This window comes from Stenotrophomonas sp. GD03654, from assembly GCF_029845105.1.
Classification (GTDB): domain Bacteria; phylum Pseudomonadota; class Gammaproteobacteria; order Xanthomonadales; family Xanthomonadaceae; genus Stenotrophomonas; species Stenotrophomonas africana.
Genome location: NZ_JAOCLC010000001.1, coordinates 182,592 through 195,675 on the forward strand (window position 1 = coordinate 182,592; position 13,084 = coordinate 195,675).

At 60.1% G+C, this 13,084-nt stretch carries 10 protein-coding genes; 8 read left to right on the plus strand and 2 right to left on the minus strand.

All coding sequences use genetic code 11. The annotated features are described in order from the left end of the window. The first annotated feature begins 13 nt into the window (after nt 1-13). The 5 genes from N5J73_RS00855 to N5J73_RS00875 all read left to right on the plus strand — a co-directional run bounded on the left by N5J73_RS00855 (nt 14) and on the right by N5J73_RS00875 (nt 7,973). Complete coding sequence (locus N5J73_RS00855; RefSeq protein ID WP_027080081.1) at nt 14-3,250, plus strand: CusA/CzcA family heavy metal efflux RND transporter; 3,237 nt, start codon at nt 14-16, stop codon at nt 3,248-3,250. Between the two features lie 78 nt (nt 3,251-3,328). Beyond that, entirely contained in the window at nt 3,329-5,788 is a 2,460-nt protein-coding gene (locus tag N5J73_RS00860) for a heavy metal translocating P-type ATPase (protein ID WP_027080080.1), read from the plus strand. Nucleotide 5,789: 1 nt separating this feature from the next. Continuing rightward, a complete protein-coding gene (locus N5J73_RS00865) occupies nt 5,790-6,515 on the plus strand; it encodes a response regulator transcription factor (protein WP_051176182.1) in 726 nt (241 codons plus the stop codon). A 69-nt stretch (nt 6,516-6,584) separates the two neighbouring features. After that, the gene (locus tag N5J73_RS00870) at nt 6,585-7,307 is read left to right on the plus strand and encodes a hypothetical protein (RefSeq protein WP_017354992.1); all 723 of its coding nucleotides are present in this window, start codon (nt 6,585-6,587) and stop codon (nt 7,305-7,307) included. 387 nt (nt 7,308-7,694) lie between these two features. Beyond that, nucleotides 7,695-7,973: a hypothetical protein gene (locus N5J73_RS00875; RefSeq protein WP_027080079.1), complete on the plus strand. Its 279-nt coding sequence runs from the start codon at nt 7,695-7,697 to the stop codon at nt 7,971-7,973. Nucleotides 7,974-7,985: 12 nt separating this feature from the next. Here the strand turns inward: N5J73_RS00875 and N5J73_RS00880 are convergent, their stop codons facing one another. Next, nucleotides 7,986-9,083, minus strand: coding sequence for a UvrD-helicase domain-containing protein (locus N5J73_RS00880; RefSeq protein WP_017354990.1), 1,098 nt, complete (start codon nt 9,081-9,083; stop codon nt 7,986-7,988). Further along, on the minus strand, nt 9,061-10,641 hold the full coding sequence (locus N5J73_RS00885; protein WP_017354989.1) for an AAA family ATPase: 1,581 nt from the start codon (nt 10,639-10,641) through the stop codon (nt 9,061-9,063). Before N5J73_RS00885 ends, N5J73_RS00880 begins: the two co-directional genes overlap by 23 nt. A gap of 272 nt (nt 10,642-10,913) precedes the next feature. On the opposite strand from N5J73_RS00885, the gene N5J73_RS00890 reads away from it, so the two are divergent. The 3 genes from N5J73_RS00890 (at nt 10,914) to N5J73_RS00900 (ending at nt 12,973) form a co-directional block, all read left to right on the plus strand. Then, nucleotides 10,914-11,954 carry a DNA-binding protein gene (locus tag N5J73_RS00890; protein WP_017354988.1) on the plus strand — a complete coding sequence of 347 codons (1,041 nt, stop codon included), beginning with the start codon at nt 10,914-10,916 and terminating at the stop codon, nt 11,952-11,954. A 74-nt stretch (nt 11,955-12,028) separates the two neighbouring features. After that, a complete protein-coding gene (locus N5J73_RS00895) occupies nt 12,029-12,379 on the plus strand; it encodes a helix-turn-helix transcriptional regulator (RefSeq protein ID WP_049404629.1) in 351 nt (116 codons plus the stop codon). A gap of 174 nt (nt 12,380-12,553) precedes the next feature. Then, nucleotides 12,554-12,973 carry a CopL family metal-binding regulatory protein gene (locus N5J73_RS00900; RefSeq protein ID WP_080354476.1) on the plus strand — a complete coding sequence of 140 codons (420 nt, stop codon included), beginning with the start codon at nt 12,554-12,556 and terminating at the stop codon, nt 12,971-12,973. Nucleotides 12,974-13,084 lie beyond the last annotated feature (111 nt).

Below are 13,084 nucleotides of genomic sequence, written 5' to 3' on the forward strand. Positions count from 1 at the left end.
GAACTCATACACCATGTTCAAGATCATCATTGAAGCAGCGGTCAAGTTCCGTTGGCTCGTGGTGTTTCTGGCTGCTTCGATTGCCTGCTTTGGCTTGTTCCAACTGAGCAAGCTGCCAGTCGATGCTGTACCAGATATCACCAACCGCCAGGTTCAGATCAATACCATCGCACCTGCCCTTACTCCGGAGCAGATTGAACGCCAGGTCACCTATCCTCTGGAGACGGCCTTGGCCGGCATCCCAGGTCTGAACACCACTCGCTCCCTATCACGCAATGGCTTCTCTCAGGTCACCGCGATCTTCACTGATCAGACCGACATCTATTTCGCCCGCCAGCAGGTGGCAGAGCGGATGCGGGAGGCTGCCGGAGATCTGCCCGAGGGCGTGTCCCCCATGCTCTCCCCGGTTACAACCGGGCTGGGCGAGGTTCTCATGTGGACGGTGGACTTCAAGCCATTCGACCCCAAGAAGCTGGCCAAGCCCGGCCAGGCTGGCTGGCAAGAGGGTGAGGTCTACCTGACACCAGAGGGCGATCGTCTTGGAACCGCCCAGGAGCGCGCAACGTACCTGCGTACTGTCCAGGACTGGATCATCGCACCACAGATGCGCTCCAGCCCCGGCCTGGCCGGTGTTGATACGGTGGGTGGGTACGTCAAGGAATACGGCATCTACCCCGACAGCGCTCGACTGGCGGCATACAACTTGGGTCTGGCCGATCTGGTCCAAGCACTGGAACGCTCCAACGTCCAGGCTGGCGCGGGTTTCGTCCAGCGTGCGGGCGAAGGCCTGGTCGTTAGGGCAGACGGCCTTGCCCTGACGACCGACGACTTGGCTCAGTCGCCGGTGGCCACCAAGGACGGTGTGGTCATCCGGGTGGCCGATGTTGCCGAGGTCGGTATGGGGCGCGCCCCACGGCTTGGTGCAGCTAGCCGAAATGGTCATGAGGCGGTACTGGGCACGGCACTGATGATCGCCGGCGGCAACAGCCGCACCGTCGCTCAAGCTGCAGCTGAGCGCCTGGCACAGGTCAATGAATCTCTGCCCGCCGATATCTTCGCAGAGCCAGTGCTGGACCGTAGTGTGCTGGTTAACTCCACTGTCAAGACTGTCGCCAAGAACCTGACCGAAGGTGCCCTGCTGGTCGTAGTTGTGCTGTTCCTGCTCCTGGGCAACCTGCGTGCGGCAGCCATCACCGCATTGGTCATTCCGCTGTCGTTCCTGTTCGCTGTTATCGGCATGAACAAGTTCGGCATCAGCGGCAACCTCATGAGTTTGGGTGCGCTGGACTTCGGCATCCTTGTGGATGGCGCGGTAATTGTGATCGAGTCCACCCTGCTGATGCTTGGCAAGCGGCGTGCGGAACTCGGCCGACCCCTCAATGCCATGGAGCGACTGCGTGTGGCCGCCGACTCGGCGAGGAAAATGGCGCGCCCTGCAGCCTTCGGCCAGGTGATCATCCTGTTGGTGTTCGCACCGATCCTTACGCTGGAAGGTGTGGAGGGCAAGACGTTCCAACCGATGGCCGCCACCTTCATGCTCGCCCTCGTTGGCGCGTTTATCTTCTCGTTCACCTTTGTACCGGCGATGGCTGCCCTGTTGGTCAGGGAGCCCAAGCTCCACGCGAACAAGGAGGGGCACGAGAGCGACCAAGACGAAGAACATGAGACTGCCATCATCCGCGTCCTGCGCGGCCGTATTGAACCGGCGATCCAAGCGGCGATTCGTAGGCCCAAGGCAGTGTTCGCTGGCGCCATTTTGATGCTCGCGATGGGCGTGGTCGGCTTTACGATGCTGGGTCGAGAGTTCATGCCAACGCTTGATGAGGGAAATCTCGCTATGCAAGCGTTGCGTGTGCCATCGACGTCGCTTGAGCAATCGTTGGCTATGCAATTGGCGCTGGAGAAGGCCATTGCTGCTGAACCAGAGGTTGTGACGGTCTTCTCGCGGACCGGTACTGCAGAAGCAGCTATCGACCCCATGCCGACCAACATCTCCGACAGTGTGATCGTACTTAAACCGAGAAAGGAGTGGCCAGACTCTTCCCTGAGCAAGGAGGATCTGATTGCAAGGTTTGAGAAGATCGCCGCCTCGCAGATAGGCAACAGCTTTGAATTCAGCCAGCCCATCGAGCTGCGCTTCAATGAGCTGATCTCAGGCGTGCGTACGGACCTGGCCGTCATGATCTACGGCGACAACTTCGAGCAACTGCAAGCTGTTGCCGATCAGGTCGCGCTGAAGCTGAGGAATGTCCAGGGCTCAGCGGATGTCCGTGTTGAACAGATTTCCGGCCTGCCCACGCTCAATGTGGCAATCGATCATCTTGCAGCTGCGCAGTATGGCCTCACGGCAGCGGACGTGAGCGACGCGCTTTCAACCGGTATTGGCGGCGCTGCGGCAGGCAAGATCTTCGAGGGCGACCGCCGGTTCGATGTTGTTGTGCGCCTCGGCGACGATGCACGCAATGACCCCGATCAGCTCGCGTCACTGCCGATTGCAACTCCAACTGGGGGCATCGTGCCGCTCTCCTCTGTCGCACGCATTGAGATCAGCGAGGGGCCGAACCAGATCAGTCGAAACAATGGAAGCCGTCGTGTGGTGGTGCAGGCAAATGTTCGCGGTCGTGACTTGGGCGGGTTTGTTGGAGAGGCCCAGGCGGCGGTGAAGGACGTACAGCTTCCGCCGGGCGCCCACATGACGTGGGGAGGTCAGTTCGAGAACTTGCAGCGGGCTGAAAAGCGACTCATGACAGTTGTTCCGATTGTCTTCCTATTGATCGGCAGCCTGCTGTTCATGGCATTGGGCAGCGCAAAGGAGGCGGGCCTGGTGTTCACCTGCGTCCCACTGGCCCTGGTTGGCGGAATTCTCGCGTTGCTGGTGCGTGGTATGCCGTTCTCGGTATCTGCCGCCGTCGGATTCATCGCGGTATCGGGTGTTGCGACCCTGAATGGATTGGTGCTCATGCAAGCCATCAGAGAGAGGCTTGATGCAGGTGACAGTCCATTGATCGCTGCAATGAACGGTGCCGGCAGCCGAATTCGCGCGGTGGTGACCACCGCGCTGGTGGCGATCGTTGGCTTCATTCCAATGGCTATTGCGAGTGGATCTGGTGCTGAGGTGCAGAAGCCTCTCGCCACGGTGGTCATTGGCGGCCTGTTGACCGCAACAGTGCTAACACTTCTTGTGCTGCCGACATTTGCGGGACGCTTGGCCAAGGCAGGCCCGAAAGGGCAACCGGAAACTGTCCACTGAATGATGGAGTGTTTGGGCCCGGCAGAGCATCTGCCTGCCGGACTTCCCGTTCCATTTTTATGACGTTGGAGGGAACAAATGAACCTGACCACAGAACTCGAACTGCCAGTAATACTCCCAGGTGTCTCTCGGGACGACAGCTGCGTCCAGAGGCTGGTCGCTGGTCTTCAGGACATGGAGGGAGTATCGCGCGTGCACATTCGCGAGGGTAGCGACGAAGCTCTCGGAACGCTCTGCATTCATTACGACCCCGAGATCGTCTCGCTTCAGCGAGTGCGAGAGGTGGCGGCATCCGTGGGCATTGAGTTGGGTGATCGGTATGGCCACCTTTTCTTGGAGCTTGGTTCGGCCGTTCACGCACGAAAGGCAAGGACAATTGCGGCGCAAGTGCAGGCCGTACCAGGCGTCATTGAAGCCACCACCAGCCCAGCTGGTGGCATAAGCATCGAGTACGAGAGAGCCAAGACAGGCGAGGCGGAGCTGAGAGCGAAGCTTGAGGCGCTGGGTGTAGCGCAAGAGCCACCGAGTCCGAGGGGAGATTTGAAGGATCAGCACGAAGGACACGATCACAAGGACCGACAGGACCCCGGTCATTCCCACGGGGGCACGCTAGGTGGCAATAGTGAGCTGATCTTCTCACTTGCTTGCGGCCTGCTCCTGATCGTGGGATTTGCGATTGAAAAGCTTGGGTTGACCCAAACGCCCTGGATCCCCACAGCGTTTTACGTAGCAGCCTACGTCTTTGGCGGCTGGTTCACGCTTGGCGAGGCGATCGGGAACATCAAGCTGAAGCGCTTTGAGATCGATACGCTGATGCTGGTTGCAGCGGCAGGCGCAGCCGCGCTCGGCGCATGGGCCGAAGGCGCCTTGCTTCTGTTCCTCTTCAGTCTCGGTCACGCCCTTGAACACTACGCGATGGGCCGGGCTAAACGTGCGATAGAAGCTCTCGCCAAGCTTGCCCCAGAAACTGCCAGGGTGCTGAGGAATGGGCAGGTCGTGGAAGTCCAGGTTGAATCGTTGATACCTGGAGATGTGGTGGTCGTACGTCCCAATGACCGGATGCCGGCGGACGGATTCGTTATCAAAGGGGCTAGCAGCGTTGACCAAGCCCCTGTCACCGGGGAAAGCATCCCGGTTGATAAGCTGGCAGTCAATGACGCTGCTCTAGCACGGGATCGACCTGATTCGGTGGTAATGGAGTCACGTGTTTTCGCCGGCACTATCAATGGCTCCGGCGCCCTGGAGGTTGAAGTCACGCGTCGATCAGGCGAATCGGCACTGGCCCGCGTCGTCAAGATGGTGAGCGAAGCCGAAACCAGGAAATCGCCAACGCAGCGCTTCACAGACAAGTTTGAGAGGGTATTCGTTCCCGCTGTTCTGATCTTGGCCGTGCTGTTACTTTTCTCATGGATCGTGATCGATGAGCCATTCCGCGACAGCTTCTATCGAGCGATGGCGGTACTTGTAGCGGCAAGCCCTTGCGCACTGGCAATCGCGACTCCAAGCGCGGTTCTAGCGGGAATTGCGCGAGCTGCGCGAGGTGGCGTACTCATCAAGGGTGGCGCACCACTGGAGGAGCTGGGCATGGTCCGTGCCATCGCGTTCGACAAGACTGGAACGCTCACTGAAGGCAAGCCGCGAATTACCGACATCAAAGTGATGCAGGGAACGACAGAGCAGGAACTGCTTCACGTTGCCGTCGCCGTCGAGGCTTTAAGTGACCACCCTTTGGCCGCAGCTATCGTTCGAGATGGTAATACTCGCCTGGGCGATGGACCGGTCATGGTAGCGACAGACCTCGCTAACTTCGCTGGAAGAGGCGTTCAGGCGAAGGTGAACGGCATTGACGTGTGGATAGGAAAGGCAGAAATGTTCGGTAACGACGGCATTGGCGCTCTATCCGCGGGTGCGGAGTCTGCCATTGAGGAGCTCCGTAACGCCGGCAGAACCACGATGGCCGTTCGCCTAGGTGATCGCGACCTAGGTGTCATCGGCCTTATGGATACGCCCCGGCCAGAGGCGCGTGAAGCCCTGGACAAGCTAAGGCGCTTGGGCATCCAACGAATGATCATGATCTCTGGCGACCACCAGACTGTAGCTCAAGCCGTGGCAACGGACGTGGGTCTAAACGAGGCATGGGGAAATCTCATGCCTGACGACAAGGTGAAGGCAATACGTCAGTTGAAGGAGACGGAGCGAGTGGCAATGGTCGGCGACGGTGTGAATGACGCACCCGCAATGGCTAGTGCCAGCGTCGGAATTGCAATGGGTGCCGCCTCTTCGGACGTAGCGCTGGAGACTGCCGACGTCGCGCTTATGTCTGAGGATTTGAGACAGGTTGCATTCTCTGTAGCGCTTAGTCGACGCACGAAACGGGTGATCCGTCAGAACGTGTATGTGAGCCTGGGCGTCGTAGCGTTGTTGGTTCCTGCGACCATCCTAGGTCTTGGCATTGGACCGGCTGTGGCAGTGCATGAAGGTTCAACCTTGTTGGTTGTATTCAATGCGCTGAGGCTCCTTGGCTTCCGTCAGTCGTGACATGCGAATTCTAGTGATTGAGCGCGATCGAGAAGTCGCTTTGAAGATTCTGGCCTACTTCGAGGCCCGAGGGCATCAGCTTGATACCATCGGGGACGGCATCGCCGGCCTTCACTTTGCGGCGTCCAATGGTTACGACGCAGTCATTCTTGATTGGATGCTTCCTCGCATGGAAGGCCCGGAGGTTCTGAGAAGGCTGCGGTTGAATCACGGTGTTTCAGTTCCTGTTGTGATGTTGGCTGCAAAGGTTGCGCTCTCGGACAAAATCATCGCTTTCCGCTCCGGTGCAGATGACTATGTGACCAAGCCTTTTGAGCTCCCGGAGCTCGAAGTTCGCCTAGAGGCGTTGGTTTCCCGTACGGAGGGACGCGTAACAAGGAGGCGGCTGCTGATCGGAGAGCTCACGTTGGACCTGAGTACGTTGGAGGCCACACGGGCTGGAAAACGACTGCATCTGTACCCAGCTTGCAGGAAGCTCCTTGAAGCGCTGATGCGGGCAAGTCCTGCCGCTGTGACCAGGCGGCAGCTTGAGCACACTCTCTGGGGTGACGACCTGCCCGACGGGGATCTTCTGCGATCACAGATGTCCAGCCTGCGGCGAAGCATTGATGGTCCGTTTGAGGAAAAGATGATCCAGACGCTGCCGCGGGTTGGGTATCGACTGATACCGCCATCAAGGCCTATGCCCCCCCCCGGGGAAGGGAGGCCCTATGACGGTGAGGCGTAGACATGGCTGCAGAGCCGTCAGTGCAGACCTTGAGCGCCTGACTATTTGGCCACGTATTCTGATCAGAGTATGACCATGTGGAAGCCAGCCGCACTCCCAATTGGCGCGTTCTTGGCCGCAGCGATTTGGGGCGCAGCGGCCATGGTGCCCTTCGCGCCGGCATCAGAAGAGATGATGTTTTGGATACCGGTGTCGATTGCGCTAACGAGTGCGGCTGCTGCATTGGTAGTTGCGATGATGCAAGACATCATTCTGGTCGCGGTAAAGAGATGGCCACTGTTCGTGAAATTCTATCCAACCCTCTGCTTGGAGCCACTCCCCTTTGCATTCCTTCCAATCGTGCTGTCACTCGCCGGAATTGCGGAGTTCGGTCCAGCGATGCTGAGTGCAGCTCTATTGCTGATCGGCTTCTCGTTTGCGGAGACTCTCTTCGCCGCCGCCCTCCACAGAGCCCGGGCGACGCCGACCGCGGTTGTGATCTCGATGCAGTGCGCTGCTCTGGTGTTTGCAGTTTACATGTACAAGAAAGGCATCCAAGCGAACGTCAGTGACATCAGTTGGCCGTGGTTCGCATCGTCTGTCACTGCCATGAGTCTATTCTCCTTCCTAGTCGGAAGGTATTGGGCCAACCTGCTTCGTGATGCTGAGGTGGGGTTCTCTCCCTTACTGAAGTGGGTTCTGGTCACCTTCATAGCTGAAGGATCTACTAGTGAATGGAGCCGGTGGAGATTGAAGCAACCTATTAAGCAACGCAGACCACCGGGGCTTCGGTCCAAGCCTCGCAGGAAATAGGATCCGATCAACCAATCCAAATCATGGAGGCTAATTCTTGACAACTGCGAGCGCGACAAATATGACGCAAGGGCGGATGGGACCACCCGTCGTCAGTCTCGCTCTGTGAGAGGTGGCGCATCGAGATCACGTTTGTGGAGGTCTTCTACCGGCCGGAAGCAATACCCCGAGGTAGGTCCGTGGTGGCGACTTCTGGTTTCAATGCGCCCGAAGCCCACCGGAGCCTCAAAGATGCGCGCTCAGGGTTGCAGCGGTCGCTGGCGACAGTCGTCATCGGCCGGAGCCTGTCCCCCGCCTACCAACCTTGCTGGCAAGGCCGGTGTTTTTTGATTGCAAGATTCAGACCTATCCCGCCTGACAATCACATTCCCTGGAGTCACCGCCAACATGAATGAAGCCGAGCTGGAACAAGTGCGTACGGCGATGTTTACCGACCCCGGCGTGAAAGCGGTGGATGACCTGCGCCTAGTCCCCGCCAAAGAGCGCGGTCGTGCGATCGCGGCCACCATCACCGTCGCTGCGCCCTCGGTCGACCTGGACCTGGTGCATGCGGTGATCGCCCGCGTGCTGGCCGATCAATTTGACATCGATCAGGTCATGCTGTGCTTCAACGACCCGGGTCCGGTGCCACCACAGCCCACAGCGGCGCCCTTGAAGAAAATGTGATCGCCCGTGGCTCTATGCGTCTGCGTTGGCGGGCGCATAGAGCTGATAACCCGGCAACGCGCACGCGCCGGCATACACAAAGGCCACGCTTTGCCGCGCCCGGGTGAAGGCCACGTAGTACTTTGGTGGGGCGGTGATACGCGCTGCATCTGCCGTGCGCAGGTACTGTGTCAGCGGGCCGTTCGGAAAGATGAGGACCCGGCTGTAGGTGCGGCCCTTGCACTGCCCAAAGTTCACGGCCGGTAGTCCGTCGCACGCTTGCCGCCGGTCATGCCGGAGCACGGTGGGCGCAAACTCCTGCATGTACGCTTCAACATCCGCTGGAGCGACGAGGTAGATGCCATCGTGCCCGGTGACCTCGCCATTGCCTGATTGGGTTCGCGGCATCTGCGGATAGAGCGTGTCCGCCATATCGCACAGGGCCTGGACGCAGCGAAGGCTGATGAGGCGGTGATCCAGCTGGCATAAGCCGTCCGCCTCCCAAATCTGAAACAGCGCTGCCAGATTGGGTCCACGATACTGGCTGTGCCTTTGAGCATAGTTGGTGGCATACGTCGCCTGCCGCGTATCACCCACCAACGTGATGGCAATGCCGCTCTTCAACAGCCGCTCGACCAGATCCAGATCAAAGCCGGCGAGGTCCTGAACTTCGTCGATGTAGAGCTCGTCGTACATGGCCGCCAGGCGTGCCATGACCTGACCTTGGGTGAGCTCATCGCAGCGCACAGCGAAATCGGCCGCCCGGTCCGAATACATCCGGTTGCCTGCCAAGTAGTGGCGCGCCACCTGGGTGCGTGGGGCCCTGTTATTGGTGACACCTTCTACGAACAGGATGGTCTCGATGCGAGGCTCAGGGCAAAGCGCTGCCTGGTACGGGCGGATGCACTGGCACAGCAGGAAGCCATACCAGCTGTGCAAAGTGACATGCACGGGGACCGCACCGGCGTGGACCTCAAACGAGCGCCGGATCTCTTCTAGATTCTCCAGCGTGTAGGTGACAATCGCGATGCGACGCCCAGGCCGCTCCAGGGCCTGCCGGACCAGCAAGGTGGTCTTGCCCGAGCCGGCCGCCGAAAGCAGGACCCGGTTAGGTGATGGCGCGCTGGACATAGTCCGGGAACCTGATCGAGTGCGGGCTGTTGAAGATCGCCAGGGCCGTATCGGTCTTATGGCCCTTCATGTACTTGAGCAGCGCCACCTCATCGGCAAACGTCTTGCCCAGCACGGTATTGAGTTCGGCCAGCGAGTTGGCTTTGATCAGCTGCTCTTCCAGCGATGGGGCGCTTTCGTCGGAATCGTAATAGATCGCGTTGATGTGTTCGGCATAGCGCTCCTGCACAACGGCGATATCGCCATCATTGTCGGTGATCACCTTGGCCTGGATTTTCAGCCGATCTGCAATCTGCAAGAAGCGCTTGAATGCCAGCGACTTGACCGAAATGATGTCTACGCCGCGAGCCATCGGCGCCACGCCATGGTGGTCGCTGTAGGCGCGCTGCACGATCAGCTCGTCGGAAGGGCCTTCCACCAGGATCGCCTGCTTGGCCAGGATCAATCGCAGCGTGTCGTGGCCCGGCAGCTTCATGAAATAGTCATGGGTATCGCTCGGCAGCTGGTCCAGCTTCATCTGGCCCTGCGCGCTGAACAGGATCACGTTGTCCACGCCCAGCTTATTCAACACGAAGCTGCTGTGGGTGGCGATGATCACCTGCTGGGCGGTGGAGAGGGCCGCAATCTTGTCGATCAGCTGGGTCATGCTGGAATAGGACAGATGGTTCTCCGGCTCCTCGATCAGCAGCACGTGGGCAGCGCCGGCCGCGTGCATCGCCAGCTTCATCTTCACCGCGCTTTGCTCACCCTTGCCGGCCTGGGTGAACGGGAGCTCATCCAGGTAAGGTGACAAGCTGGTTTCCCATGTTGAGCGCGGCGATGTGTCCACACCCACCGTCAGCGCCCGGTGGCTGATGTCCCCGGTGTGCTCGGTCAGGTACGCATTGATGGCCGCCACGTCCGCCTCTTCGGAAAAACTCTGCCGCATGCGGCGGAAGCTCAACGACAGCGAGACGCGCTGCGCAGGCGTCAGTGCCTGATCGATGATGCCGGCGATATAGCGATCGGCACCGGACAAGGTCTTGATGCCGTGAGTGTCGATGATGGTCGAATCGAACGGAATGCTGCGAGCGGTGACGCCATTGTTGGCGAAGGAATACCAGCGCACCGTGTAGTACTCCACCGGCAGGCTGACCGCACCCTGGTGCTGCTGCAGGTAGGCGTTGAACTCCTCGCGGTAGTCGTCGTTGAGCTCGACCAGCAGCCGGATGCCGGCGGTATCCAAGCGCAGGGAGTTGTTGGTGCCGCGCAACGACGCCAGCGCGACATCTGCGCCCAGATAGGCTTCGATGGAGATCCGTGGCGGCGAAGCCGGCGTGCCTGCAGCAAGGGTCGCCAGATATTCCTGCACCGCGGGCTGGTGGAACAGGTAGGGCGTGAGCTCGTAGGCGAGATTGCGCCCATGCAGTTGCCCGGTGACCACCACGTGGATGGCCTCCAGCAGGGTGGACTTACCGACCTCGTTGTCGCCCACCACCAGGTTCATGTGGGCGTTGAGGGGCAGGTCCAGATGGCGAAACGACTTGAAATTGTCGATGACGATACGTTCGATCGGCATGCACAGTCCTTTGATGGCCAACGAGTTCGGTGGCGGCGCCTGCTTGCACCCCGGCTGGCCTCCTTTCCGCTCTGGGCCAAACTACCCAGGGATCGCCAGCCTTGGGCGGTTTCGTACTGTTTTGACGACTTGAAATGGCCGAAACGCTGGTTACGCGGGATAATTCAATATTATCCCGCCTTTAGATACGACCCGTACTCGGCGAGTAGTGTAACTTGATTGGTATGTAATTACGTGGTATGTAATACATTACGAAATAGTCGGAGAGTGCGATGGCACGCGGCGGCTTGTACAAGAGCGACATCCAGAAGGCCCGCGATGCGCTGCGGGCACAGGGCAAACACCCGTCGGTGGACGCGGTGCGGGTGGCGCTGGGCAACACCGGCTCCAAGACAACCATTCACCGCTACCTGAAGGAGCTGGAAGAAGATGAAGGGCAAGGCCTTGGCGCCAAGGTCGCGGTCAGCGACGCGCTACAGGACCTGGTCGGTCGGCTTGCCGGTCGCCTACACGAGGAGGCCGAGGCTGTAATCGCCGAGGCCCGGCAGCGCTTCGAAGCGCACTTGCAGGAGCGTAGCGAGGCGCTGGAACGCACCCAGCAGGAGGCGTCCACGCTGAGCGCGCAGCTTCAGCGCATTGAAACTGCCTTACGCGAAGAAAAGACGACCCACGCCGCAGCCCAGCAGGCCTTGGCCGAACGGGTCACCGAGGTCGCGCAGCTCGGCGAACGGATCGCGGGACTGACCGCGCGGCTGGCGGAGCACGAGGCGCATGCCCAGTCGCTGGAGCAGAAGCACCAGCATGCTCGCGAGGCGTTGGAGCACTACCGCACCTCGGTCAAGGACCAACGCGAACAGGAACAGCGCCGCCACGAGCACCAGGTGCAGGAACTGCAGGTCGCGCTGCGCCAGGCCAACGAGGCGCTGACCGCCAAGAACCACGAACTGGTTCAGCTCAACCGCGACAACGGGCAGTGGCTGGAACGCCACAGCCGCCTAGAGAGGGAACTGGCGCAGGTGCGGCAAGCTGCGGACGACCAGCGGAAGGAGCTGGACGCGCTGCGGCTTACGGCTGCGGAGTACCAGGCCTTGCTGGCACGCTGGACCCAGGACGCCCAAGCGTTGGAGAGCGCACGGGTCAAGCTGGCCAATGCTCACGCCGACTTGGCCAAGGAGCGAGAACGGCGTGAACAAGCCGAGGCCGAAGCGTTGCGTGCCGGTGTGCGCCAGGACACCTTGGAGCAGTTGCTGGCGCAGTTGCGGCCCGATCGCGCCGACAGTTCAGGTACCAACAAAAATCCGGCAACCAAATGATTTCACGGAAGAAAAAAAAATTCTGGGGGGCATTTTTGCACGTATCTCGGCTTAACCCCACATCCGCCATCCTTATGGGGTTTCCATGGGGGGTGCGCGTGACTTTGTCCGTCGACTCAACACCGACCTTCGCTCGACGCCTCCAACAAGCCCGCCTGCACACGGGTTTGTCGCAGAAGGAGTTGGGCATCCGGGCCGGTCTGGATCCTTACGTGGCCAGCCCCCGAGTCAACCAGTACGAACGTGGCAAGCACGAGCCCAAGCTGGAGACTGCTGAGCGGTTGGCCCAAGCGTTGGGGATCCCCGCCGCCTTCCTTTACACCGACGATGATCTGCTGGCCAAGTTGCTCCTGCGCTGGGGCTCGCTAAGCAAGCAGCAGAAGCGGGAGTTGGTGAAGCTGATCGAGGCCACACCCGAGAAGTAAACCGAACAAGCGCTAGCCCTATGGGCAACCCTTCGCCTCAACCCGCCCATTGGGCGCTCCTGGAGGGAGCTGCAGTGGCCGTGACTAGTGCGACTGACAAGTGGCGGCATCTCAGGCCTACTTGAGATTTTGTTCACGACCGATACACACGCGCCTTGTCTAAAGTGATTTACAATGTCGCCCGTGTCAGCCTCCTCACTTCTACTGCGACTGCTCCTGATCGTCATGCTCGTGCTTAACGGCGCGTGGTCGGCATTTGCGTCGATCAGTATGAACCCGGCCATGGAAGCGCAGGCCAGCGAAGTGGCTGCCGCGGTGCAAGGCGACGAAGACTGCGTCGCCCATCACAGTGCTGAGAATCATCCCGATGCCACCTCGATTGAAAGGGCTGGCACTGGGCATGGCGACCATGCCGGTCCCGACTGTTGCAAGTCTTCTGCGTGCCGGTGCGCCTGCGTACACGCGTGCGCGAGCGCACTTCCGGCGCGCCTGCATGTTTCGGTGCAACTGGCCTTGGGCCTGGATGTCATGCCGCTGCCCCTAGGGCATGCGGCACCTGCCTTGCCTCATCTGATCCGACCACCGATCGGCTAAGCGTCCCTAAGCGCCGCAATGGCGCCGTTGGTGTGGCTTGCATGCCTATTTATAGGCCAGCCGCCCGCTCTGTACCACCGCCCGCCGGTGGCAACACGACGCTTGGAGCAT